General features: G+C 73.7%; 23 protein-coding genes. 14 read left to right on the top strand and 9 right to left on the bottom strand.

Going from position 1 to position 22,735, the window contains the following annotated elements; translation table 11 throughout:
• Positions 1 to 10: 10 nt before the first annotated feature.
• The 3 genes from ACZ68P_RS13870 to ACZ68P_RS13860 are packed head-to-tail and all read left to right on the top strand — an operon-like array spanning position 11 to position 1,857.
• Positions 11 to 829: a DeoR/GlpR family DNA-binding transcription regulator gene (locus ACZ68P_RS13870; RefSeq protein WP_471005751.1), complete on the top strand. Its 819-nt coding sequence runs from the start codon at positions 11 to 13 to the stop codon at positions 827 to 829.
• Between the two features lie 22 nt (positions 830 to 851).
• A complete protein-coding gene (locus tag ACZ68P_RS13865) occupies positions 852 to 1,301 on the top strand; it encodes an SRPBCC family protein (RefSeq protein WP_471005750.1) in 450 nt (149 codons plus the stop codon).
• A gap of 55 nt (positions 1,302 to 1,356) precedes the next feature.
• A complete protein-coding gene (locus ACZ68P_RS13860) occupies positions 1,357 to 1,857 on the top strand; it encodes an SRPBCC family protein (RefSeq protein ID WP_471005749.1) in 501 nt (166 codons plus the stop codon).
• Here the strand turns inward: ACZ68P_RS13860 and cds1 are convergent.
• On the bottom strand, positions 1,817 to 3,046 hold the full coding sequence (gene cds1, locus ACZ68P_RS13855; protein ID WP_471005748.1) for an L-cysteine desulfhydrase Cds1: 1,230 nt from the start codon (positions 3,044 to 3,046) through the stop codon (positions 1,817 to 1,819). The two genes, ACZ68P_RS13860 and cds1, sit on opposite strands and share 41 nt — an antisense overlap.
• A gap of 173 nt (positions 3,047 to 3,219) precedes the next feature.
• On the opposite strand from cds1, the gene ACZ68P_RS13850 reads away from it, so the two are divergent.
• The 4 genes from ACZ68P_RS13850 to ACZ68P_RS13835 all read left to right on the top strand — a co-directional run bounded on the left by ACZ68P_RS13850 (position 3,220) and on the right by ACZ68P_RS13835 (position 5,937).
• Entirely contained in the window at positions 3,220 to 3,534 is a 315-nt protein-coding gene (locus ACZ68P_RS13850) for a hypothetical protein (protein ID WP_471005747.1), read from the top strand.
• 219 nt (positions 3,535 to 3,753) lie between these two features.
• Positions 3,754 to 4,356 (top strand): ATP-binding protein, encoded by a 603-nt coding sequence (locus tag ACZ68P_RS13845; protein ID WP_471005745.1) that lies wholly within the window; start codon positions 3,754 to 3,756, stop codon positions 4,354 to 4,356.
• Between the two features lie 387 nt (positions 4,357 to 4,743).
• The gene (locus ACZ68P_RS13840) at positions 4,744 to 5,322 is read left to right on the top strand and encodes a TetR/AcrR family transcriptional regulator (protein WP_471005743.1); all 579 of its coding nucleotides are present in this window, start codon (positions 4,744 to 4,746) and stop codon (positions 5,320 to 5,322) included.
• A gap of 21 nt (positions 5,323 to 5,343) precedes the next feature.
• Positions 5,344 to 5,937, top strand: a complete 594-nt coding sequence (locus ACZ68P_RS13835; protein WP_471005742.1) for a DUF4865 family protein — start codon at positions 5,344 to 5,346, stop codon at positions 5,935 to 5,937.
• 198 nt (positions 5,938 to 6,135) lie between these two features.
• Here ACZ68P_RS13835 and ACZ68P_RS13830 read toward each other — a convergent pair whose 3' ends face one another.
• Complete coding sequence (locus ACZ68P_RS13830) at positions 6,136 to 6,900, bottom strand: SAM-dependent methyltransferase (RefSeq protein WP_471005740.1); 765 nt, start codon at positions 6,898 to 6,900, stop codon at positions 6,136 to 6,138.
• A gap of 119 nt (positions 6,901 to 7,019) precedes the next feature.
• Positions 7,020 to 8,246 carry an ROK family protein gene (locus ACZ68P_RS13825; RefSeq protein ID WP_365714890.1) on the bottom strand — a complete coding sequence of 409 codons (1,227 nt, stop codon included), beginning with the start codon at positions 8,244 to 8,246 and terminating at the stop codon, positions 7,020 to 7,022.
• A gap of 93 nt (positions 8,247 to 8,339) precedes the next feature.
• On the opposite strand from ACZ68P_RS13825, the gene ACZ68P_RS13820 reads away from it, so the two are divergent.
• The 3 genes from ACZ68P_RS13820 to ACZ68P_RS13810 all read left to right on the top strand — a co-directional run bounded on the left by ACZ68P_RS13820 (position 8,340) and on the right by ACZ68P_RS13810 (position 11,450).
• Complete coding sequence (locus ACZ68P_RS13820) at positions 8,340 to 9,011, top strand: endonuclease (protein WP_471005738.1); 672 nt, start codon at positions 8,340 to 8,342, stop codon at positions 9,009 to 9,011.
• Between the two features lie 242 nt (positions 9,012 to 9,253).
• A complete protein-coding gene (locus ACZ68P_RS13815) occupies positions 9,254 to 10,492 on the top strand; it encodes an MFS transporter (protein WP_471005736.1) in 1,239 nt (412 codons plus the stop codon).
• 181 nt (positions 10,493 to 10,673) lie between these two features.
• Positions 10,674 to 11,450: a maleylpyruvate isomerase family mycothiol-dependent enzyme gene (locus ACZ68P_RS13810; protein WP_471006371.1), complete on the top strand. Its 777-nt coding sequence runs from the start codon at positions 10,674 to 10,676 to the stop codon at positions 11,448 to 11,450.
• Here the strand turns inward: ACZ68P_RS13810 and ACZ68P_RS13805 are convergent.
• The gene (locus ACZ68P_RS13805) at positions 11,437 to 11,862 is read right to left on the bottom strand and encodes a MarR family winged helix-turn-helix transcriptional regulator (protein ID WP_471005735.1); all 426 of its coding nucleotides are present in this window, start codon (positions 11,860 to 11,862) and stop codon (positions 11,437 to 11,439) included. The genes ACZ68P_RS13810 and ACZ68P_RS13805 overlap by 14 nt on opposite strands.
• An 87-nt stretch (positions 11,863 to 11,949) precedes the next feature.
• Here ACZ68P_RS13805 and ACZ68P_RS13800 point away from each other — a divergent pair, with 87 nt between their 5' ends.
• Positions 11,950 to 13,485 carry an MFS transporter gene (locus ACZ68P_RS13800; RefSeq protein WP_471005734.1) on the top strand — a complete coding sequence of 512 codons (1,536 nt, stop codon included), beginning with the start codon at positions 11,950 to 11,952 and terminating at the stop codon, positions 13,483 to 13,485.
• A gap of 159 nt (positions 13,486 to 13,644) precedes the next feature.
• On the opposite strand, the gene ACZ68P_RS13795 is transcribed toward ACZ68P_RS13800, so the two are convergent.
• The 3 genes from ACZ68P_RS13795 to ACZ68P_RS13785 all read right to left on the bottom strand — a co-directional run bounded on the left by ACZ68P_RS13795 (position 13,645) and on the right by ACZ68P_RS13785 (position 16,507).
• On the bottom strand, positions 13,645 to 14,310 hold the full coding sequence (locus tag ACZ68P_RS13795; protein WP_471005732.1) for a response regulator transcription factor: 666 nt from the start codon (positions 14,308 to 14,310) through the stop codon (positions 13,645 to 13,647).
• Complete coding sequence (locus ACZ68P_RS13790; RefSeq protein ID WP_471005730.1) at positions 14,307 to 15,578, bottom strand: sensor histidine kinase; 1,272 nt, start codon at positions 15,576 to 15,578, stop codon at positions 14,307 to 14,309. Before ACZ68P_RS13790 ends, ACZ68P_RS13795 begins: the two co-directional genes overlap by 4 nt.
• A gap of 215 nt (positions 15,579 to 15,793) precedes the next feature.
• A complete protein-coding gene (locus ACZ68P_RS13785; protein WP_471005729.1) occupies positions 15,794 to 16,507 on the bottom strand; it encodes a TetR/AcrR family transcriptional regulator in 714 nt (237 codons plus the stop codon).
• A 162-nt stretch (positions 16,508 to 16,669) separates the two neighbouring features.
• Here ACZ68P_RS13785 and ACZ68P_RS13780 point away from each other — a divergent pair, with 162 nt between their 5' ends.
• On the top strand, positions 16,670 to 17,122 hold the full coding sequence (locus tag ACZ68P_RS13780; RefSeq protein WP_471005727.1) for a nitroreductase family deazaflavin-dependent oxidoreductase: 453 nt from the start codon (positions 16,670 to 16,672) through the stop codon (positions 17,120 to 17,122).
• Between the two features lie 248 nt (positions 17,123 to 17,370).
• Here ACZ68P_RS13780 and ACZ68P_RS13775 read toward each other — a convergent pair whose 3' ends face one another.
• Positions 17,371 to 18,723 (bottom strand): geranylgeranyl reductase family protein, encoded by a 1,353-nt coding sequence (locus ACZ68P_RS13775; RefSeq protein ID WP_471006368.1) that lies wholly within the window; start codon positions 18,721 to 18,723, stop codon positions 17,371 to 17,373.
• A gap of 493 nt (positions 18,724 to 19,216) precedes the next feature.
• Between ACZ68P_RS13775 and ACZ68P_RS13770 the strand changes: the two genes are divergently transcribed.
• Together ACZ68P_RS13770 and ACZ68P_RS13765 are read left to right on the top strand one after the other, a co-directional pair.
• Positions 19,217 to 20,581: a M20/M25/M40 family metallo-hydrolase gene (locus tag ACZ68P_RS13770; protein WP_471005725.1), complete on the top strand. Its 1,365-nt coding sequence runs from the start codon at positions 19,217 to 19,219 to the stop codon at positions 20,579 to 20,581.
• Between the two features lie 109 nt (positions 20,582 to 20,690).
• On the top strand, positions 20,691 to 21,380 hold the full coding sequence (locus tag ACZ68P_RS13765) for an MBL fold metallo-hydrolase (protein ID WP_471005723.1): 690 nt from the start codon (positions 20,691 to 20,693) through the stop codon (positions 21,378 to 21,380).
• Positions 21,381 to 21,668: 288 nt separating this feature from the next.
• On the opposite strand, the gene ACZ68P_RS13760 is transcribed toward ACZ68P_RS13765, so the two are convergent.
• Positions 21,669 to 22,712: an NUDIX hydrolase gene (locus ACZ68P_RS13760; protein ID WP_471006366.1), complete on the bottom strand. Its 1,044-nt coding sequence runs from the start codon at positions 22,710 to 22,712 to the stop codon at positions 21,669 to 21,671.
• Positions 22,713 to 22,735 lie beyond the last annotated feature (23 nt).

The raw sequence follows: 22,735 nt of genomic DNA, 5'->3' as shown, positions 1-22,735 counted from the left end.
GCACCCGGTGGTGAGCGACCATCAGAATCTCCTCGCGGAGCAACGGCGCGCCCTCATTCTGGACGAGGTCAGGCGGCGCGGCGGTGTCCGGGTCAACGAGCTGACGCGGCGGCTCAACGTCTCGGACATGACGGTCAGGCGGGACCTGGACGCCCTGGCCCGGCAGGGCGTGGTGGAGAAGGTGCACGGCGGCGCGGTGCCGGTGGTCGAGGCGAGTACGCACGAGCCGGGGTTCGAGGCCAAGTCCGCCCTCGAGGCGGGCGCGAAGGACGAGATCGCCCTGGCCGCGGCCCGGATGGTCACGCCGGGTGCGGCGATCGCCCTCTCGGGAGGCACCACCACGTTCGCCCTGGCGCGGCAGCTGCTGGAGGTGCCGGAGCTGACGGTCGTGACCAATTCCGTCCGGGTCGCCGACGTCTTCCACGCGGCGCACCGGCCCGGTGCCGAGGCTCGTGCCGGTACGGCGACGGTGGTGCTGACCGGCGGGGTGCGTACGCCGTCGGACGCGCTCGTGGGCCCGGTGGCCGACCAGGCGATCCGCTCGCTCCACTTCGACGTGCTGTTCCTCGGAGTGCACGGGATCTCGGTCGAGGCGGGTCTGTCGACACCGAACCTGGCGGAGGCGGAGACCAACCGGCTGCTGATGCGTTCGGCACGCCGGGTGGTGGTGATCGCCGACCACACCAAGTGGGGCACGGTCGGACTCAGTTCGTTCGCCGGCCTGCGCGAGGTGGACACGCTGGTGACGGACCGGGGCCTGTCGGAGCGGACCCGGGCGGAGATGTCCGAGCATCTGCCGGGCCTCGTCGTGGCGGGTGAGGAAACGTGAGCGGGCGGGGCACCATGAGCGGGTGAGCGTCTTCCGGATCGAACGCACCACCGCCCTGCCCGCCCCGGAGGCCTGGCGGCGCCTGACCGACTGGCCGGCCCACGCCGCCGGGGTGCCGCTGACCCGAATCCGGGTGCTGACCCCCGGCCCCACCGGTGTGGGGACCCGGTTCGTGGCGCGTACGGGGATCGGGCGGCTGGGCTTCGACGATCCGATGGAGGTCGTGCGCTGGGAGCCGCCGTCCGGAGAGGGGTCGCGGGCGCGGCCGGGGGTGTGCGCCGTGGAGAAGCACGGCCGCCTGGTGCTGGGCCGGGCGATGATCGAGGTGTTCGGCACCCCCGCGGGTGGCTCCCGGGCGGTATGGACGGAGGAGGTGGGGGTGCGCGGGGCTCCCCGCGCGCTGGATCCCGTCGTGGCGCGGGCGGGGCGGACGCTGTTCGGCCGCGTGCTGGACGGACTCCTGGGCATCTGACGGGCCGCCAGCTATGGTGTGCGGACTTCTGCCCCGCCTCTGGGAGGTACGGCCCATGGCACGCCGACTCAGGCTCGTGGAACTCGACTTCGCCGCCTCCGCACCCCTGCGTCTGGCCTTCACGGCCGAGTTGGCGGCCCCGCCGAACGCCGTCTACCGCTCGCTGGCGGAGGAGGTCGGCAGCTGGCCCTCGTGGTTCACGGCGGTCCTCTCCGCGAGCCCGACGGGCGGGGGCACGGGCCGCACGGTCCGGCTGCGCGGCGGGGTGCGGTTCCAGGAGACGATCATGGCCGCCGATCCGGAGAGGCGCTACGCCTACCGGGTCGACGAGACCAACGCCCCGGCCGTACGCGCCATGGTGGAGGACTGGTCGCTGTCCCCCGCCGGGCCGGGCACTCGGGTCCGCTGGACGATGGCCGTCGACGGCCCCGCGCCCCTCCTGACCGTGATGCGGCTGGCCCGTCCGGGCGTGGGCCGGTCCTTCCGCGACGCGATGCGCCGGCTCGACCTGCGGCTCACTCCGGCCAGGCACCCGTCGCCAGGAACCGGTCGATAGCCGCCGCGTAGGGCGCGATGTCGAGACCCTGCTCGGTCAGCCACGCGTCGGAGTAGTACTTGTCGAGGTAGCGGTCGCCCGGGTCGCAGAGGAGGGTGACGACGCTGCCGGTCTCGCCCCGCGCGACCATCTCCGCGACGATCTTCAGCGCGCTCCACAGTCCGGTGCCGGTGGAACCGCCCGCCTTGCGGCCGATCGCGGCCTCCAGGGCGCGGACGGCGGCGACGCTGGCGGCGTCAGGGACCTTCATCATCCGGTCGATCGCGCCGGGCACGAAGCTGGGTTCCATACGGGGCCGGCCGATGCCCTCGATACGGGAGCCGCAGTCGGCTGTCGCCAGCGGGTCCTCCCGGGTCCAGCCGTCGAAGAAGCAGGAGTTCTCCGGGTCGGCGACGCAGATCCGGGTGTCGTGCTGCATGTAGTGGACGTAGCGGGCGATCGTGGCGGAGGTACCGCCCGTCCCGGCGGTGGCGACGATCCAGGCGGGCTCGGGGTACCGCTCCAGGCGGAGCTGCTGGTACATCGACTCGGCGATGTTGTTGTTGCCCCGCCAGTCGGTGGCCCGCTCGGCGTAGGTGAACTGGTCCATGTAGTGCCCGCCGGTGCGTTCGGCGAGGGCGGCCGACTCCTCGTACATCCTGCGCGAGTCGTCGACGAAGTGGCACCGGCCGCCGTGGAACTCGATCAGCCGGCACTTCTCGGGGCTGGTGGTGCGCGGCATCACGGCGATGAAGGGCACGCCGATCAGCTTGGCGAAGTACGCCTCCGAGACCGCGGTCGAGCCGCTGGACGCCTCGATGACCGGCTTGCCCGGACGGATCCAGCCGTTGCACAGGCCGTAGAGGAAGAGCGAGCGGGCGAGGCGGTGCTTGAGACTGCCGGTCGGGTGGGTCGACTCGTCCTTGAGGTAGAGGTCGATGCCCCACGTCTCCGGAAGGGGGAAGCGCAGCAGGTGGGTGTCGGCCGAACGGTTGGCATCGGCCTGGACCTTGCGGACGGCGTCCTTGAGCCAGGCGCGGTACTCCGCGTCGCTGCGGTCGACGTCGACGGTGCCGGCGGCGCCTGCCGTGCTCCGGGCCTCGGCGGCCTTCGGCGCGGTGTCCGCGGCGTGCGCCCCGGTGCGGGGCGCGGCGTTCACCGCCTGTGGCGCGGTGCCTCTCACGGTGTCGTCGTTCTCCGTGGTGCTCATGCGTCCTCGTCCCTCTCTTCGGCCCCACACGTTGCCCCCACTGCCGACGATAGCCCCCTCACCTGCGCAAACCTTCGCTTTGGGGTTCCATAGGATTCCCTTGCGGGAGGGCCCCTGGTGCGGCCGCCGCCCGCCCGGCACACTGGGGGGACATCACGAGCGGAGGGGGCGGAGTGAGCGAGTCGAAGGAGCCCGAGTTCACGGCCACGGGTGTGCGCATCGAGCGGTGGCCCCGGTCGCTGACCCGGGCGGGCGAGGTCCGCATCGAGGACGGCAGACTGTCGCTGCTGACCAGCTACGGCAGCGAGATCGACAGCGCCCCGGTGAGCGCGGTCCGGGCCGGCCGGCCGTGGTTCGCGAAGCCGGACGAGACGGTCGCGAAGGTGAACGGGACGCGCTACCGCCTGACCATGGACGGCCCGCGGGACCACGTGTCCGGCCCCGGCCGCTTCCTCGAAGCGTTGCGAAAGGCCTCGAAGGGGCGCTGAAGGACCGACGAGCGCTGCCCCGCGCGCAGAGCGCCGAGGGTGGGCGGCCGGATGAGGTCGCCGCGAGTTGCGGAGCCGTCACACCTGGTTCACGCTGGAACCACCTCACTGAGGGTTTACCGGCGGTGACGCTGTGATCCAGCCCGCCGCCGCCGTGCGCAGCGCATGAAAGATCCGATCCTTCGTCTTCTTCCGGACCTACTTCGGGGAGTCGCAGCCGTGATCAGCGAGCCAAGAAGGCACTGCACGGTGGAGCTCCAGGCCCTGCCGTCGCGGATCGGTCAGGTCCGCAGAATCGTTTCGGCGCATTTGCGCTACTGGCATCTCGATGCCTTGATCGACCATGCGGCGCTCGGAGTCACCGAGCTGCTGACCAATGTCCACCGGCACGCACAGCCGGACAAGATGTGCACCGTGGAGATCGAGCTGATGCTCGACCGCCTCACCGTCTCGGTCCACGACAGCGACCCGCGGATACCGGACTTCGGTGGTACGGCGGGGTCGCGGAACGCCGAGGCCGTCGACCAGTACGCCACCTCGGGCCGCGGTCTGGCCATCATCGAGGCGGTGAGCGAGAGCTGGGGCATCCGCCCGCACGGCGAGAAGGGGAAGGTCGTGTGGTTCACCCTTCCCGCCCCCGCCCCGACCATCGCCCTCCCCTCCCGGCTGCACGCCGTCTACGGCGCCACCACCGACGGCCCCTTCGCCGGCCACAGCCGCTTCGGCGGCGCTCACGGCACGAGCCTGGACGGTGTCCCCTTCGGCACGCCGACGGAGCCGGTCCGGGCGCCGGCCGCCGCCCGCTCGGCCCTCGCGGGCTGATCCCGGACCCCGCCCCGACGCCTGCCCGCGCACGCCCCGCGCCCTTCGGGGGCCGGCCGGGCGCGGGGCGGCGGGGATCAGCCCGGCCGGGACCGGTCGCGGGGCGGGAGCGGGGGTCAGACCGTCCGCCCCGTGGCGGCGGTGCGGCCGAACTGCTCCCCCAGGACGGTCAGCCGGCGCCAGTACTCGTCATGTAGCGAGTGGTGTCGCGAGTCGGTTGTGGGGTCGGCACCCGGTCGTCTCTCGCCGGTGCCCCGAGGTTCCTCCGTCGAGGTTCACGCCGGCGGGTGGCCCAAGGCGTCGTACGGGCGGCGGCTTCGTCCGTACGACGCCCTGGGCCGTAGCTCGCCCCGCCTCCGTCACGCCCCCCGCTCTGTACCTACTGGTATGTACACTGCGGTCATGAGCACGTCCGAGCGACTGATCGAAGCGACCCGCGAGCTGCTCTGGGAGCGGGGATACGTCGGCACGAGCCCCAAGGCGATCCAGCAGGCCGCGGGAGCCGGCCAGGGCAGCATGTACCACCACTTCACGGGAAAGCCCGATCTGGCGCTGGCGGCGATCCGACGCACCGCGGAGGAGCTGCGGGGGCGGGCGGAGGCGGTCCTGAGCGGCGAAGGACCGGCGTACGCGCGGATCGAGGCGTACCTCCTCAGGGAGCGGGAGGTGCTGCGGGGCTGCCCGGTCGGACGGCTGACCATGGATCCGGACGTCATGTCCGACGACGAGCTGCGCGCCCCGGTGGACGAGACGCTCGCCTGGCTGCGCGGCCGGCTGGCCGAGATCGTGCGGCAGGGCCTGGACGACGGAGAGTTCGCCGGGCCGGCGGATCCGGACGAGCTGGCGGCCACGATCGTGGCGACCCTGCAGGGCGGCTACGTCCTCGCCCGCGCGTCGGGCTCCCCGGCCGCCTTCGACACGGCCGTCCGCGGTCTGCTCACGCTGCTCGCGCCCCGTACCGCCTGAGAAGGAACCGGAGACCGCCCCATGCACGCCATGCAGTACGAGATCACCCTGCCCGCCGACTACGACATGGGCGTCATCCGCGAGCGGGTCGCCACGAAGGGGCCTCTGCTGGACGACTTCCCCGGCCTCGGCGTCAAGGCGTATCTGATGCGGGAGCGGGAGGACGGTTCGCCGGTGAACCAGTACGCGCCGTTCTACCTCTGGAACACTCCCGAGGGCATGAACGCCTTCCTGTGGGGGCCGGGTTTCCAGGGCATCGTGAACGACTTCGGCCGACCGGTGGTGCAGCACTGGACGGGCCTCGCCTACGCGGAGGGGCCGGCGTCCACGGCGGCGCCGCGGACCGCCACGCGCCGCAAGGTCGCCGTGCCGGCCGGGATCGCGCCCGCGCAGGCCGTGACGGAAGCGCTCGCCCTCCACGCGCGGGAAGCGGCGGCCGCGGGCGTCGTGGCGAGCGCCCTGGCCGTGGACCCGCGCCACTGGGAGCTGCTGCACTTCACCCTCCGGGCGGACGCCGCCCCGGACGCCCCGAACGACCCGGACGCCGACCGCTTCCAGGTCCTGCACCTCTCGGCACCGGAACGGTCCGGGCTGGGCGCGCCGCACCGGGGGTGATCCGCGCGCGGGCGCCGGACGCCGGGGCGTGGGCGGGTCGGGGAGCGTGAGCGGGATGCCGGGCCGGGAGCGGGACGCCGGGGCGAGGGCCGGCACGGGATGCCGGGCCAAGGGGGCGCGGGAAGCCGGAGCGGGCGCGGGAAGCCGGGGCCTGGGCCGGGCCGTCGGCGCGGGCGGGGACGCCCGCGCCGGTGGTGGTCAGACGACCGGAACCAGGGTCAGGTACGCGATGCCGAGCACCTCGCGATATCCGTTCAGCCAGGCGGAGCGCTGCCGGTCCACGCGCGCGCGGGTCTCGGCGGCGAGCGGGTGGTCCGGGTGGGCGGCCAGCCATACCTCGGTCTCGTGGCGGTAGCCCGACTCGAACTCCTCCCACTCCTCCCGGCTCGCCGTCTCGATCCAGGCGGGCCGGAAGCCCGCGTCGATCGCCAGGTCCACCAGGCCGCCGAGCGGAAGATGGTCCTCGGGCCGCGCGCCCGGCCACATGCCGGCGAGTTGCTCGTCCGTCGGCGCGCGCTCCCAGAACCCCTCGCCGAGCACCACCCGTCCACCGGGCGTGACCAGGCGCCGCAGTTCGCGCAGGGCGGCCGCGGGGTCGTGCGGCTGATCCGGGTCGCAGAGGGCCTGGCTCGAGCCGAGGCAGAGGATCGCGTCGACGGGCCCACGCGTGGTGCCGAGGGCCGACTCCTCGACGAACTCCACCCGATCGGCGAGCCCCCGCTCCTTGGCGAGGACGCGGCCCCTGGCCAGGTCCTCCGCGTTGATGTCGATGCCGACGCCGGTCGCGCCCGGCGCGGCCTCCAGGACACGCAGCAGGAGCTCACCCCAGCCGGAACCGATGTCGAGCACGGTGGAGGGCGCGGCGGCGGCGAGCCGCTCGATCAGGCGGTCGGCGCGGGCCTCGGAGAGCGGACCGTGGAAGGTGAGGGCGCCGAGTCGGGGCGGAAGATCGGTTTCAGTCATGCCCGGACGTTAGTTCGCGCGTCGGTCGCCTGACCACCCGTTTCGCCGAAGCGCCGCGCCGGGCTCGGGGCGCCGAAGGGCCGGGCCTCCGGTCCGGGCGCCCTGCCCCGGTCCGGCGCCTAGGACTCCGGTCTGCCGAGCGCCGCCAGCGGGTCGTCGAGGACCGGCTGCCAGGCCAACTCGGCCGCCCCGACCAGGCTGTTGTGGTCGAGGGTGCAGGGAAGAATGGGTACGCCGCCGCTGCGGCCCCACAGGCTGCGGTCGGCGACGACCGCACGGAGCCGGTTGGGGTCGGCGTCGAGCAGCTCGCGGTGCAGGCCGCCGAGGATGATGCGGTCGGGGTTGAGGATGTTCACCAGGCCGGCCAGCCCGAGGCCGAGCCGGTCGATCAGCTCCTCGGTCGCTGCCCGTACCCCTGGATCGTCCGGTCGGGTGCGCAGCAGGTCGCGCGCCTGCTGGAGCAGCGACACCTCGGGACCGGGCGCGCGCCCCGCGACCGTGAGGAAGGCGAGCGGATCGGTCTCGACGTCCAGGCAGCCCCGGCTGCCGCAGTGACAGGGACGGCCCTCGGGGTGGACGGTGAGGTGTCCCACTTCGAGTGCGAGACCCGCGCTGCCGGTGTGCAGGCGGCCGTCCAGGACGAGGGCCCCGCCGACGCCCCGGTGGCCGGTGGCCACGCAGAGCAGGTCCTTGGCGCCCCGGCCGGCGCCGTGCCGGTGCTCGGCGAGGGCGGCGAGGTTGACGTCGTTGCCGGTGAAGGCGGGGCCCTCGATGCCGGCCGCGCGGACGCGCTCGGCGAAGATCTCCCGTACCGGCGCTCCGGCCGGCCAGGCGAGGTGGAGCGGGTTCAGCGCCGTCCCCTCGGGTTCGGCGACGGCCGAGGGCGCGGCGAGCCCGGCCCCCACGCAGCGGCGCCCGCTCTCGCGGAGCAGGGCGGCGCCGGCCTCCACGACGGCACCGAGCACCTGCGCGGGATCGGCGGAGACGGTGACGCAGCCGGGGGCGGTGGCGACGATGGTTCCGCCGAGGGACACGAGCGCGGCCCGGAAGCCGTCGGCGTGGACCTGGGCGGCGAGGGCGACGGGTCCCTCGTCGGCGACGGCGAGGCGGTGCGAGGGACGGCCCTGGGAGCCGGCGGCCGCGCCGGGGTTGGAGTCGACCCGGATGAGCCCGAGCGCCTCCAGCTCGGCGGCGACGGCTCCGGCGGTGGCGCGGGTGACCCCCAGCTCGGCGGTGAGGACGGCGCGCGTGGGCGCGCGGCCGGTGTGCACCAGTTCCAGCGCGGGTCCGAGCGCGCCGCGCCCCCTGTCCAGACGTGTCTTGGTCGTCGTCGCCTTGCCGTTCATGGGGGCGAGTCTCCCATGATCGGGCAGGGGTCCGGTTTCGGCGAGGGCTGAGGGGGTAGCGGCGCGGCGACATCATGCGGTGCGGGAGGTGTCATGACACGCTCCGAAGCGGCGAAGCGGGCGAGGGCCCTGCTGGAGGACGAGACCGGCAGGACGTACGCCGAAGAGGCCGGGATCCGGGTGAAGGACACGCCTCAGCCGATGTACCAACTGCTCGTGCTGGCCCATCTGCTGAGCGCCCGCATCCGGGCGGCGACGGCGGTGGCCGCGGCGAGAGCCTTGTTCTCGGCGGGCATGCGCAGCCCCCGCACCATGCGGGACGCGACCTGGCAGGAGCGGGTGGACGCGCTCGGCGAGGGCGGCTACCGGCGGTACGACGAGCGGACCGCGACACAGCTGGGCGAAGAGGCCGAGCTGCTCCTCGAGAAGTACGGCGGTGATCTGCGCCGCATGCGGGCCGAGGCCGACGGGGACGTGGACGCGCTGCGCGCGGCGCTGTGCGAGATGCCGGGGATCGGCCCGGCCGGCGCGGACATCTTCCTGCGCGAGGCGCAGGCGGTCTGGCCGGAGGTGAGCCCTTACCTCGACGACCGCGCGCTCGAGGGCGCGCGGCGCGCGGGCCTTCCCGCCGATCGCGCCGCACTGGCGGAGCTGGTCCCGCGCAAGGACCTCCCGGCCCTGGCGGCGGCTCTGGTCCGTGCCTCCCTGGACCGCCCCGCCCAGCATGCGGAGAACGCGGCTCCGGGCACCGGGCGGGAGGCCTGAGGGCACCCTGAGGCGCAAGCGGCCCCGGAGACGGGTGAAGCCCCCCAGGCCCCTCAAGCTCGTGAGGCCCGTGAAGCCCTTCAGGCCCGTGACGCGTCCGAGGCCCGTGATGCCCCTGCGGCCTCCCAGGACACCCGGGGGCAACCGGGTGTGCGGCAGGCCGAGAAGCATTGGAAACGTCCTTCCGATTCCGCCCTCCCGCTCGGTTGAAAAGTACCCGGCCGGACCCCTATCCTGAGTTTGTGCCGCTACTAAACAAAGTACGGACGGCCGTTCCAGGGGGCCTCGGCGGAGACACCGCCACGCACTCCCTGTCCCGCCTCCGCTCCGCCCTGACCCTCTTCTTCGCCCTCGACGGATTCCTCTTCGCCGGCTGGGTGGTCCGGATCCCGGCCATCAAGCAGCAGACCGGCTCCACCGCCAGCGACCTCGGACTCGCGCTGCTCGGCGTCTCCGCCGGCGCCGTGGTGACCATGACGCTGACGGGACGGCTGTGCCGCCGCTACGGCAGCCACGCCGTCACGGTCGTGACGGCCGTGCTGCTCTCCCTCTCCATCGCGCTGCCCGCGCTGACCGGCTCGCCGCTCGCCCTGGGGCTCGTCCTGCTGCTCTTCGGTGCGGCGTACGGCGGGATCAACGTCGCGATGAACAGCGCGGCCGTCGATCTCGTCGCCGCACTGCGCCGTCCCGTGATGCCCAGCTTCCACGCCACGTTCAGCCTCGGTGGCATGCTCGGCGCGGGTCTCGGCGGACTCGTCACCGGCAGCCTCTCCCCCGCGACGCACCTGTTCGGCCTGACGGTCGTCGGTCTGTGCCTGACGGCCCTCGCCGGTCCCGTCCTGCTCCGCCTGCCCTCCCCGGCGCTGCCGGAAGCGACGTCCGCCGCGGAGCGCGGGGGCGCCGGGGCCGACGGGCGCGGCAAGGCCGGTTCGCGCGGAATGGTCATCGTCTTCGGCGTGATCGCCCTCTGCACCGCTTACGGCGAGGGCGCCCTGGCCGACTGGGGCGCGCTGCACCTGGAGCAGGACCTGCACGCCCACCCCGGCGTCGCCGCCGCCGGCTACTCCCTCTTCGCCCTCACCATGACGGTCGGCCGGCTCTCGGGCACCGCGCTCCTCGAACGCCTCGGGCAGACCCGGACCCTCGTCGCGGGCGGCACGACGGCCGCCGCCGGCATGCTGCTGGGCGCCCTGGCACCCACCGCCTGGGCCGCCCTGCTGGGCTTCGCGGTGACCGGTCTCGGCCTGGCCAACATCTTCCCGGTCGCCGTGGCCCGCGCGGGAGCGCTGGCCGGAGCGAGCGGTGTGGCCACCGCCTCCACCCTCGGCTACGGCGGCATGCTCCTCGGCCCGCCGTCCATCGGCTTCCTCGCCGACTGGTTCTCGCTCCCGGTCGCCCTGACCACCGTCGCCGCCCTCGCGGCCGGCGCCGCGCTGATCGGTTACCTGGCACGCAACGCACGCGGGCCCGAGACGGGTTGAGGCCCTCGCCGGACGCACGACGAGCGGCCTCGGCGTCCGGCCGGGCATCGACCCGGGCCACCGATCAGGTACCTCGATGGGGCGCCCTGATCAGGCGCCCCGATCAGAGACCTCGATCAAGGGCGGGAAACAACTCGCCCGCCCGGCACGGCGGCTGGCAGTATTCCGACACATGGAGAGCATGAAGGCCGCCGAGCACATCGACGCCCTGGACGCGGCCGGCCGCTCCCTGGCCGAGACCGCCTCCGCCGCGGGCATGGACGCCGAGGTCGCGACCTGTCCGGGCTGGCGGGTGCGCGACCTCCTGCGGCACACGACGATGGTGCACCGCTGGGCGACCGCCTTCCTGATGGAGGGACACACCTCCTACCACCCCGACGGCGGCGAGCCCGATCTCGACGGCGACGCGCTGCTCGCCCACTACCGCCAGGGGCACGCCCGGCTCGTCGCCGCCCTGCACGAGGCCCCGGACTCCCTGGAGTGCTGGAGCTTCCTGCCCGCCCCCTCGCCTCGCGCCTTCTGGGCCCGGCGGCAGACACACGAGACGACGGTCCACCGCGCGGACGCGGAGTCCGCCCTGCCCGGCGGTCGGCCGGGACCGGTGGAGACGGCGGTCGCCCTGGACGGGATCGACGAGCTGCTGCGCGGCTTCCACGCGCGTGACCGCAGCCGGGTCCGTACCGAGGAGCCGCGCACCCTCCGCGTACGGGCGACGGACACCGGAGACGCATGGACGGTGCACCTGTCGCCGGAACCCCCGCGGACCGAGCACGCCGGCGCGTCCACGGCGGGCGCCGGGGAAGAAGTGGGAGGGACGGCGGACTGCGAGCTGAGCGGGCCCGCCGACCGGCTCTATCTGACGCTCTGGAACCGGCTCCCGCACACGGCCGTGTCCGTGACCGGCGACGCGTCGCTCGCCCGGCTATGGCGGGAGAACTCCGCCATCACCTGGTCGTAGGCGCGCCCGGGTCCGCCTCGGTCAGCATCCGCGTCAGCACCGCGCGCTGGAGCGGCAGGACCTCCGCGTGCCGCGCACGGCCCGCCGGGGTCAGCTCCACCCGTACGCCCCGCCGGTCCTCCGCGCACATCCCCCGGGCGACCAGGCCGTCCCGCTCCAGGCGGGCGATCAGCCGGGACAGCGCGCTCTGGCTGAGATGGACCCGGCCGGCCAGTTCCTGGACGCGGTAGGCCTTGCCGCCGTCGGCGGGAGTCCCCTCGGCCAGGACGTCGAGGACCTCGAAGTCGCTCGCGCCGAGCCCGTGCGGATGCAGGGCCCGGTCGAGCTCGCACGTCGTACGGGCGTGCAGCGCGAGGACGTCCCGCCACTCCTGTACGAGCGCGCGTTCGGAGTTCTTCGCAGACGCTGCCATGACCGCACGCTACCAGAGGGACCTCCCTTTGTTGCACATGAATTAAATGCGCTTGCACTCAATGCATGTGCATGTACCGTGCTGCGCATGACCACTCCGCTCGCCTCCGCTCCCCGCTCGCAGGAACGCTGGAGCCCCCGGCTCTGGGGAACCCTCCTCGTGCTCTGCGCCGCCATGTTCCTCGACGCGCTCGACGTCTCCATGGTCGGCGTCGCCCTGCCCTCGATCGCCACCGACCTCGGTCTCTCCACCGCCACGCTCCAGTGGATCGTGAGCGGCTACATCCTCGGCTACGGCGGCCTGCTGCTCCTCGGCGGCCGCGCGGCCGATCTCCTCGGCCGCCGCCGCGTCTTCCTGATCGCCCTCGCCGTCTTCGCGCTCGCCTCCCTGCTCGGCGGGCTCGTCGACTCCGGCCCGCTGCTGATCGCCAGCCGCTTCATCAAGGGCCTCAGCGCCGCGTTCACCGCACCCGCCGGGCTCTCGATCATCACCACGACGTTCAAGGAGGGCCCGCAGCGCAACCGGGCCCTGTCCATCTACACCACCTGCGCCGCGACGGGCTTCTCCATGGGCCTGGTCCTCTCGGGTCTGCTCACCGAGCTGAGCTGGCGCTGGACCATGCTGCTGCCCGCTCCGGTCGCCCTGATCGCGCTCGTCTTCGCGCTCCGCCTGATCCCGCACAGCCCCCGCGACACCGACCGGGGCGGCTACGACCTGCCGGGCGCCGTCACCGGCACGGCCGCGATGCTGCTCCTCGTCTTCACCGTCGTCCAGGCGCCGGAATCCGGCTGGACCTCCGCCCGCACGCTGCTGTCGTTCCTCGTCGCCGCCGCCCTCCTGGCCGCCTTCGTCGCCATCGAGAAGCGCAGCGCCGCCCCTCTCGTACGGCTCGGGGTGCTGCGCTCGGGATCGCAGGTCCGGGCCCAGCTCGGCGCGGCCGCGTTCTTCGGTTCGTACGTGGCCTTCCAGTTCATCGTCACCCAGTACATGCAGTCGCTCCTCGGCTGGTCGGCGCTCCAGACGGCGCTGGCCTTCCTGCCGGCCGGTGTGCTGGTGGCCCTGTCGTCCACGAAGATCGGCGCGGTCGTGGACCGGTTCGGCACCCCACGGGTCATCGCGACCGGTTTCACGCTCCTCGTGGTCGCCTACGCCCTCTTCCTGCGGATCTCGCTCACTCCGCAGTACGCGGCTGTGATCCTCCCGTCGATGCTGCTGCTCGGCGCGGCCTGCGCCCTGGTCTTCCCCTCGCTCAACATCCAGGCGACCAACGGCGTGGACGACCGCGAGCAGGGGATGGTCTCCGGACTCCTCAACACCTCGATCCAGGTCGGAGGCGCCCTCTTCCTGGCGGTCGTCACCGCTGTCATCACGGCGAACGGCGGCGCGGACGGGGAGGGCGCGTCCCCCCAGGCCGTCCTGGACGGCTTCCGCCCGGGCCTGGCCGTGGTCACCGTGATAGCCCTGGCGGGTCTGCTGATCACCCTGCCGGGCCTGCGGACCCGTCGGGAGCGGGCGACCCTCGTGGTGGCGACGTCCGCCACGGAGAAGTCCGCCCCGACCGGAAAGCCGGTCGACGAGCCGGTCGAGGAGCCGCTCGCGGAGCCGGTCGCGACCCGGGACTGACCGGCGGGACACGCGTACGGGTGCGGACACGAGCACGAGTGGGGTACGGCCACGGGTACGGGCCTGGAGACGAACCGGCCCCGACCGGCGCGGCCTGGCGCCCGGACCTCGGCCCGTGCTCGTAGCCGTGCGAGTGCTCGTACTCGTACTCGTACGAGGTCAGCCCAGCCAGCCCGGGCGCACCAGGCCCGACTCGTAGGCGAGCACGACGAGTTGGGCCCGGTCCCGCGCCCCCAGCTTCACCATCGCCCGGCTCACATGGGTCTTGGCGGTCAGCGGGCTGACGACCAGCCGGGCGGCGATCTCGTCGTTCGAGAGGCCGATGCCGACCAGGGCCATCACCTCCCGTTCGCGTTCGGTGAGTTCACCCAGCCCGCGCGCGTCCGCCGGGGCCTTGGAGCGAGCGGCGAACTCCTCGATCAGGCGGCGCGTCACGCCCGGGGAGAGCAGCGCGTCCCCGTCCACGACCGCGCGCACGGCCCGCAGCAGCTCCTCCGGTTCGGTGTCCTTGACGAGGAAGCCCGAGGCGCCGGAGCGGATGGCCTCGAACACGTACTCGTCCAGCTCGAACGTGGTCAGCATGACCACCCGGACGGCGTCGAGCACCGGGTCCTCGGTGATCGCGCGGGTGGCGGCCAGGCCGTCCCTGCGCGGCATCCGGATGTCCATGAGGACGACGTCCGGGCGCAGTTCGCCGACCCGCGCCACGGCCTCCTCGCCGTCCGCCGCCTCGCCGACGACCTCGATGTCCGGCTGGGCGTCCAGGAGCGCACGGAAGCCGGCCCGTACCAGGGACTGGTCGTCGGCGAGCAGGACGCGGATCACGGGGTCTCCTTCGGACGGAACGGAAGGACCGCGCGCACCCGGAAGCCGCCGTCCGGCCGGGCACCCGCCTCGATGGTCCCACCGAGCGCCGCGGCCCGCTCCCGCATGCCGGCGAGTCCGTGGCCGCTGCCGCCTGCGCCGGCGGTGGCGCCGGTGGCGGGCCCCTCGTCGTCGATCCGGAGCTCCAGGCGGCCGGGGGAGTAGGCGAGCACGACGCGGGCGGTACGCGAACCGGAGTGCCTGACCACGTTGGTCAACGCCTCCTGCACGATCCGGAAGGCCGCGAGGTCGGTGCCCGGCGGGAGCGGCACGGGCTCTCCCTCGGACCGGGTCTCCACCGTGAGACCGGCGGACCGGGCTTGCTCGACGAGCTCCGGAAGGCGGTCGAGCCCCGGCGCCGGAGCGCGCGGCGCCTCCCCCGGCGCTCTCAGGGTGGCGAGCACCTGGCGTACCTCACCCAGCGCCTCCTTGCTCGCCGCCTTGATGGTGGTGAGCGCCGTGCGGGCCTGCTCGGGATCGCTGTCGAGGAGGGCGAGGCCGACCCCCGCCTGCACGTTGATCACGGAGATCGAGTGGGCGAGGACGTCGTGCAGTTCACGGGCGATCCGCAGGCGTTCCTCGTCGGCCCGGCGCTTCTCGGCCGCGGCGCGCTCGGCGCGCTGCTGTGCCCACTGCTCGCGCCGGACCCTGACCAGTTCCGAGGCGGCGAGGATCGCGACGACGAAGGCGGCGACGGGGATCTCCCGCCCCCAGGCAGCCGCCGTGTCGCCGTCCGGCGGAAGGTAGGGGTACAGCCAGTGGCCGATCAGCAGGTTCCCGAGCCACAGCGCCGCCAGCGCACCCCAGGCCGCGTACCGGTGCCCGTGCACGATGGCGGCGTAGCAGCCGACGGCGACGGTGAGGAAGACGGGGCCGTAGGCGTAGCCGGCGGCGAAGTAGGCGAGGGTGGCCGCCGCCACGCCGAAGACGACCGGGGCGGGGTGGCGGTGGCGCAGCAGGAGCAGGGCGGATCCCGCCAGCAGCAGCGCGCGCCCGAGGACGTCCAGCGACTCCCGGTCCGGCTGGCCTCGCGACGCGAAACCGGAACCCACCGTCACGAAGACGGCGAGGAGCAGCGTGGACCGCCAGGGCAATCCGCTCCCGGGCTCGCCGCCCGCCCGGCGCGGGGCGGCCGGACCACCCCACGCCTCGCGCGCCCTGGCCGGAACGCCCCGGGCGTCTCGTCCCCGGGGCGAATCGCCGTGACCGGGTGTCCCGTGTGCGTCCATGGCGCCACGCTAGACGCGCCCGGGCCGCCCGGGCGTCCGCCGGGCGTGGTGATCACGCGTACTCCCGCGGGAGTACGCCGTTCGCACCCGGCGTGCGCGGTTGCCGTGTGCGCTGCCGGGCGGCTGCGGCGAGGGGGGCGGGGTCGTCTGGCACGTCCGGTCGGGGTCCAAGCCCGGGGCTAGGTCCGCGTCCGGGGCTAGGTCCGGGTCCGGGGCTAGGTCCGGGTCGGGCGCTTCGTCCGGGGCAGCAGGCCGACCTCATGGCCGAGGCGGGTCGCGGCCGACGTGAAGAAGGTGTCGCGGTCCTCGACGATCCTGTGGAACTGGCCGAACACCTCGAAGGACACCAGACCGAACAGCTGGGACCATGCCGCGACCAGGGTGACGGCGAGCGCGGGCGGCAGGTCCGGGGCGACGTCGGCGGCGAGGCGTTCGGCCTCGGGGCGCAGCTCGGGAGTGAGCGGCGGGAGGGCGATGCCGTCCTTGGCGAGGGCGTCGCGGGCGATGGCGATCAGGACGAGCCCGACCCGGGAGGCGGGGCCGACCGTGTCCTGGGGGGCGGTGTAGCCCGGGACCGGGGAGCCGTAGATGAGGGCGTACTCGTGCGGGTGGGCGACGGCCCAGTCGCGGACGGCCCGGCAGACGGCGGTCCAGCGGCCGAGCGGGTCGTCCGGGTCCGCGGCCCCGTGGGCGCGCTCGGCCGCGGCGCCGACCGCGTCGTACGCGTCGACGATCAGCGCCGTGAGGAGGTCGTCTCGACTGGGGAAGTAGCGGTAGAGCGCCGAGGAGACCATGCCGAGCTCGCGGGCCACGGCACGGAGGGAGAGTTTGGCGGCCCCTTCGGCGGCGAGCTGGGTGCGCGCCTCGTCCTTGATGGCGGCGGTGATCTCGATGCGGGCGCGGGCACGGGCCCCCTGAACACTGGTCATGGCAGCAGTCTGCCACTTTCCCGAGAGCGACGCACTGAAAAGAGAGCGATGCTCTTGCTTTGGTGCACCGCTCCGTGCACACTGTCCTCAGATCGAGAGCAGTGCTCACGAAATGGAGCACCGCTTCCCCGAAGGTCCCCGCCGTGCCGAAGGAGCCTCACGATGCCGTCGACGCCGTACTACCGCCAGGGCAGCCCGCTCGCCATCCGTTTCAACGGCATCGTCGGCTGGCTGGCCCGCCACGGCATCAGCCTCCTCGGCTCCGCCGAACTCTCCGTGCGGGGCCGCAAGAGCGGCCGCATGCAGCGCATTCCCGTCAACCCGCACACCTTCGAGGGTGAGCGGTACCTGGTCTCGGCGCGCGGCCACTCCCAGTGGGTCCGCAACATGCGCGCGGCGGGCGGCGGGGAGTTGCGCGTCGGGCGCAGGATCCGCGCCTTCACGGCGACCGAGATCGCCGACCACGAGAAGCTGCCGATCCTGCGCACCTACCTGGAGCGCTGGGGCTGGGAGGTCAACCAGTACTTCCAGGGGGTGACGGCCGCGTCCTCCGACGCGGAGATCCTCGCGGCCGCCCCCGACCACCCCGTCTTCCGCGTCACGACGGCCGAGTGAGCCGACGGCCCGGAGACCCGACAGCCCCGACCGCCGGCAGGGGCGCGTCGGGGCTGGGGGGCGTACGACGGACGAGGTCGACACGTCGAAGGGGACGTACGGGAGCAGCGGAACGTACGGAGGGGGGCCGGACGGCGGCAGCGGTATCCGTCCCCGCCGTTCCCGCCACCCTCCCTACCGCTGCCCTCCCCTGCCTGCGCTCCTGCCTCTGCCTCTGCCTCTGCCTCTGCCTCTGCCGAATCGTTCGCTCAGGGCGTCTCGGGGGCGGCCGGAGCTGCCGCGCCCTCCTCGCGTACCGGGTCGTCGACGGACTCCGTGTCCGGGCCGTCGGCGGAGCGCGGTGCGGCGCCCCGGCTCGCGGCCGTACCACCCGTCGCCGCCATCCGGCGGTCCAGGAGGTCCAGCCCCCGGCGGGCCAGCCCGTTCGAGCGGACGAGCCCGGCGAGCGTGGTCGAGCCGCGCGTGATGTCCGTGAAGGCGTTCCAGGCCGGCCGCAGGCCGGTGATCGCCGCGTGCAGCAGACCGGGCCTGCGCTCGAACAGCGCGAGCATCCGCCGCCCGACCGCCATCTCCACCCCGAGACCGGCCTTGATGGCGAAGGCGTAGTTCAGGGCCTGGCGGCGCGCGTCGACGGCGTCGTGCGCCTCCGCGATCCGGACCGCCCACTCCCCCGCGAGCCGGCCCGAGCGCAACGCGAACGAGATGCCCTCGCGGGTCCAGGGCTCCAACAGGCCCGCCGCGTCACCGCACACCAGGACGCGGCCGCGCGAGAGCGGCGAGTCGTCGCTGCGGCAGCGCGTGAGATGACCGGACGAGATCGCCGGCTCGAAGCCCGCGAGTCCGAGGCGGGCGACGAAATCCTCCAGATACCGCTTGGTCGCGGCGCCCTCGCCGCGGGCCGAGATGACGCCGACGGTGAGCGTGTCGCCCTTGGGGAACACCCAGCCGTAACTGCCGGGCATCGGCCCCCAGTCGATGAGGACCCGCCCCTTCCAGTCCTCGGCCACCGGCGGCGGCACGGGGATCTCCGCCTCCAGGCCGAGGTCCACCTGGTCCAGCTTGACCCCGACGTGGGCTCCTATCCGGCCGGCGCTGCCGTCCGCGCCGACGACCGCCCGCGCGAGGACCGTCTCCCCGTCGGCGAGGACCACGGCGACGGTCCGCCGGTCCGGGACGGCGGGCCCGTGCTGCTCGACGCGCGAGACGGTGACCCCGGTCCGCAGCTCGGCGCCCGCCTTCTGCGCCTGCTCGACGAGACCGGCGTCGAACTCGGGGCGGTTGATGAGCCCGAAGAGCATCCGACGTGAGCGCCGGGTGCGGGCGAAGCGGCCGTTGTGGGAGAAGGTGACGGCGTGCACCCGGTCCTGGAGCGGCAGTTCGAAGCCCGGCGGGAGCGCGTCGCGCGACGGGCCGATGATCCCGCCGCCACAGGTCTTGTAGCGGGGCAGTTCCGCCTTCTCCAGGAGCAGCACCCGGCGTCCGGCGACCGCCGCGGCGTAGGCGGCGGAAGCGCCGGCGGGACCCGCCCCGACGACGACCACGTCCCAGACCCTCGGCGCGCCCTCGGGGAACACCGTCTCCGCCCCGGCCGCGGACTCCACGCCGTCCCCGGCCTCGGACTCAAGGCCGGTCTCGGGCACGGACGCACCACCGCTCGCACGTACCGACTCACCACCGGTCCCGGGTACGGACTCACCACCGTCCGCGGCCTCCGGGCCGGTCGCCTCGGTCGCCCCGTCAGCGTGGGGACGGTCCTGGGATCGAGCCTCGGGACGGGCCCCGGCCCGCGTCTCCGGCACGTCGGACCCGGCCGGCGTCCCCGGGGTCTCGGACCCGGCCGACGCCTCGGGGGCCTCGGACCCGGTCCCCGTCTCCCGGGCGGCGAAGGCCGCTTCCGACTCCGCCGCTTCGGCGTCTGCGTTCTCGCTGCTCACGATGTGCTTCTGCTCCTGATCCGACCGGTGGTCCCTGCCCTGTACGGCATCCTACGGCGCGGTCCTCGACGGCCCGCGCCGTAGGATCGACCGTACGTTCGCCGTACCACCGACATACGGCAACGCCACTCATAACGTCGCACCCACCAGGAGCGTGCCCATGACCGCGAATCCGATCGCCGAGACCGTCGCCGGCCTCATGCCCCGTGCCAAGACGGAGCTCGCGGAGCTGGTGGCCTTCGAGTCGGTGGCGGACGAGGCCGTGGCGCCCCGCAGCGAGTGCGAGGCCGCCGCCGCATGGGTGGCCGACGCGCTGCGCGCCGAGGACTTCCGCGAGGTGGCGCTGCTCGACACGCCCGACGGTTCGCAGTCGGTGTACGGCGTGCTGCCCGGCCCGGCCGGCGCCCCGACCGTCCTCCTCTACGCGCACTACGACGTGCAGCCGAAGCTGGACGAGTCGGCGTGGCTGACCCCGCCGTTCGAGCTGACGGAGCGGAACGGCCGCTGGTACGGGCGTGGCGCGGCCGACTGCAAGGGCGGCTTCATCATGCATCTGCTGGCGCTGCGCGCGCTGAAGGCGAACGGCGGGGTCCCCGTCACCGTCAAGATGATCGTGGAGGGGTCGGAGGAGCAGGGCACGGGCGGTCTGGAGCGTTACGCCGAGGCGCACCCCGACCTGCTGTCCGCCGACGCGATCGTGATCGGCGACACCGGCAACTTCCGGGTCGGACTGCCGACGGTGACCGCGACCCTGCGCGGTATGACGATGATCCGGGTCCGGATCGACACCCTCGAAGGGAACCTGCACTCCGGTCAGTTCGGCGGGGCGGCGCCCGACGCGCTGGCCGCGCTGATCCGCGTCCTGGACACCCTGCGCGCGGAGGACGGCTCCACCGTCATCGACGGTCTGCCGGCCGACGCGGAGTGGGAGGGCCTGCAGTACCCGGAGGAGGACTTCCGCAAGGACGCCAGGGTCCTGGACGGTGTGGGCCTGCCGGGCCACGGCACGGTCGCCGACCGGATCTGGGCGCGTCCGGCCGTCACCGTCATCGGCATCGACTGCCACCCGGTGGCGGGCGCGACGCCGTCGATCCCGTCGACCGCGCGCGCGCAGATCAGCCTGCGGGTGCCGCCGGGGCAGGACGCCGCGGAGGCGACCCAGCTGCTCTTCGCGCACATCAAGAAGCGGGTGCCGTGGAACGCCCGGGTGAGCTTCGAGCAGATCGGCCAGGGCCAGCCGTTCAGCGCGGACGTGACCAGCCCGGCGTACACCTCGATGGCCGAGGCGATGCGGATCGCCTACCCCGGCGAGGAGATGCAGTCCTCGGGCATGGGCGGCTCGATCCCGCTGTGCAGCACCCTCGCCGCGCTCTACCCGAAGGCGGAGATCCTGCTGATCGGTCTGAGCGAGCCGGAGGCGCAGATCCACGCCGTGAACGAGTCGGTGTCCCCGCAGGAGCTGGAGCGGCTCTCGGTGGCGGAGGCGCACTTCCTCGTCAACTACGCGCGCTCGAAGCAGGTTTGACAGGTACGGGCCCCCGGCCGGCGTGGCGGTAGGGGGTTGCGCGTTCGGCGAAGCTCGCCGAGAGCGTAGAGGCGTACGGCGGACGGGCGCGGACGCGTACGTTCGCCGTATGGACCTCATCGAGATCACTCCGCGGCTGCACATGCTGCGTTTCTCCATCGGCCAGGCGTATCTGTGGCGGGACGGCGAGGAGTCGACTCTGATCGACGCCGGGTGGGTGGGGTCGGCCGACGAGATGGAGGCGGCGCTGCGGGACGCGGGCTCCGACCCCGCGCGGCTGCGCCGGATCGTGCTCACCCACTGCCACCGGGACCACGTGGGCTCGGCCGGCGAACTGGCGGAGCGGTACGGGGCGGAGATCTGTGCGCACCGGCTGGACGCCCCCGTGATCCGGGGCGAGGCCCCGGTCCCCGAGCCCGACCTGCTCGACTGGGAGGTCCCGCTGTACGAGCACGGCCTCACCGTCCCCGAGGCGCCGCCCACCCGGGTGGACCGGGAGCTGGAGGACGGGGACGTGCTCGACTTCGGGGACGGGGCCGTGGTGGTGCACACGCCGGGCCATACCGACGGCTCGCTCGCCGTCCATCTGCCGTGCCACGGCGTGCTGTTCACCGGGGACACGGTGGCCTCCGTCCAGGGCGTGACCTTCGGCGTCTTCCATGTGGACCGCGAGCGGGCGATGGCGTCGATGCGCCGCCTCGCGGAGCTCGAGCCCACCGTCATCTGCTGCGGCCACGGCGACCCGGTGACCGAGGACGCGGCGGAACGGCTGTCGGCGGCCCTCGGCCGGACGATGTAGAGGGAGGAGACCGCCGCCTGTTGCGGGTCGTGTCCGGGACGCCCAGGCGGCCCGGGGCCGACGGACGACGACCTGTCCGGGCGGTGGGGCGACGTCCCGCTGCCCTGCGGCGAGCCCTCGGACGACGACCCGGCCGGGCGGTGGGGCGACATCCCGCTGGGCCGTACGAACTCCCGAGGCCCGGGGGCCTGCGGACGACGCCCGCTTGCGTCTGCGGGCGGACGCCGGTACCGACGGACATCCCCCAGGGGCGGCGCCCCGCGGTGGCTGGGACCCGCAGGCCGCCGTTCAGCCGACCGGCACGCCTGCTTCGAGGTTCAGAACCGTCCCCCGTTCACGGGCGCGCAGGGCCCAGCGCAGGCGCTGGTAGCGGACGGGCGGGAGCATCTCGGCCGCCTCCTCCTCGGTGACGAAGCGCCAGCCGCGCAGTTCGGCCCCGGGCAGCAGGAGGCGGTCGGCCCGGGCGGCGGGGAGCCGGCCGCCGTCGAAGAGGAGCCGCAGGCCGCCGTAGCCGGGAGGCTGGGGACGTTCCCAGTCGACGAGCAACAGCCGGGGGACCGCTTCCAGTTCGAGGCCGATCTCCTCGGCCACCTCCCGCATGCCGGCGCGGGCGGGCGGCTCTCCCTGTTCGACGACGCCGCCGGGGAACTCCCAGCCGGGCTTGTAGGTCGGGTCGACCAGCAGGAAACGATCCTGCTCGTCGAAGAGCAGCACGCCGGCGGCCAGGGTCTCGCCGGTCGGCTCGGGCGTCTGGACGATGCCGCACGAGAGGGCGGCGCCGCTGCCGAGGGCCTCGGCGACGGTGGCGGCCGCCTCGGCGGCGGAGAGCGCCGAGGTGTCGACGGTGTGGGCGTCGGCGTCGAGCCAGTCGGCCCGGGCGGCCCGGAAGGGCTCGATGTGGTCCAGGGACCACCGCCGGACGCGTTCGAGCGCCTCGGGGTCGGATCCGTCGGGCGTCCGGGCGATGATGCGCTCCCGCAGGATCGTTTCATCGGGAGCGAGCAGCACATGCCTCACCTCGATGCGGCGAGCGGCGAGGCCGCCGAATATCTCGTCGCGGTACTCCTGCCGCAGCAGGGTCATCGGGACGACGAGCACACCGCCGACCTCGGCGAGCAGAGCGGCGGCGGTGTCCACGACCATCCGGCGCCAGATGGGCAGGTCCTGGAAGTCGTTGACCTCGGCGAGTCGTTTCTGCGGAAGCAGCCAGCTCATCGCGCCGCCGATGAGCTCGGGGTCGTACAGCGTGCTGTTCGGGATCAGATCGACCAGCTCGCGCGCGGTACTCGACTTCCCCGCGCCGAACGCACCGTTGATCCAGACGATCACGATTCCCCCTCTTCGGTAGCCCCCAG

The organism is Streptomyces sp. NPDC036822, from assembly GCF_055609145.1.
Note: the sequence above shows the minus strand (reverse complement) of the source record. Positions and strands in the feature narration are given on the sequence as shown.

Coding starts and splice junctions, on each gene's coding strand:
- ACZ68P_RS13860 (WP_471005749.1), top strand. CDS start 1,357: ATGGCACGCCGACTCAGGCTCGTGGAACTCGACTTCGCCGCCTCCGCA.
- cds1 (WP_471005748.1), bottom strand. CDS start 3,046: ATGAGCACCACGGAGAACGACGACACCGTGAGAGGCACCGCGCCACAG.
- ACZ68P_RS13840 (WP_471005743.1), top strand. CDS start 4,744: ATGTACACTGCGGTCATGAGCACGTCCGAGCGACTGATCGAAGCGACC.
- ACZ68P_RS13835 (WP_471005742.1), top strand. CDS start 5,344: ATGCACGCCATGCAGTACGAGATCACCCTGCCCGCCGACTACGACATG.
- ACZ68P_RS13830 (WP_471005740.1), bottom strand. CDS start 6,900: ATGACTGAAACCGATCTTCCGCCCCGACTCGGCGCCCTCACCTTCCAC.
- ACZ68P_RS13825 (WP_365714890.1), bottom strand. CDS start 8,246: ATGAACGGCAAGGCGACGACGACCAAGACACGTCTGGACAGGGGGCGC.
- ACZ68P_RS13820 (WP_471005738.1), top strand. CDS start 8,340: ATGACACGCTCCGAAGCGGCGAAGCGGGCGAGGGCCCTGCTGGAGGAC.
- ACZ68P_RS13810 (WP_471006371.1), top strand. CDS start 10,674: ATGAAGGCCGCCGAGCACATCGACGCCCTGGACGCGGCCGGCCGCTCC.
- ACZ68P_RS13805 (WP_471005735.1), bottom strand. CDS start 11,862: ATGGCAGCGTCTGCGAAGAACTCCGAACGCGCGCTCGTACAGGAGTGG.
- ACZ68P_RS13800 (WP_471005734.1), top strand. CDS start 11,950: ATGACCACTCCGCTCGCCTCCGCTCCCCGCTCGCAGGAACGCTGGAGC.
- ACZ68P_RS13790 (WP_471005730.1), bottom strand. CDS start 15,578: ATGGACGCACACGGGACACCCGGTCACGGCGATTCGCCCCGGGGACGA.
- ACZ68P_RS13785 (WP_471005729.1), bottom strand. CDS start 16,507: ATGACCAGTGTTCAGGGGGCCCGTGCCCGCGCCCGCATCGAGATCACC.
- ACZ68P_RS13780 (WP_471005727.1), top strand. CDS start 16,670: ATGCCGTCGACGCCGTACTACCGCCAGGGCAGCCCGCTCGCCATCCGT.
- ACZ68P_RS13770 (WP_471005725.1), top strand. CDS start 19,217: ATGACCGCGAATCCGATCGCCGAGACCGTCGCCGGCCTCATGCCCCGT.
- ACZ68P_RS13765 (WP_471005723.1), top strand. CDS start 20,691: ATGGACCTCATCGAGATCACTCCGCGGCTGCACATGCTGCGTTTCTCC.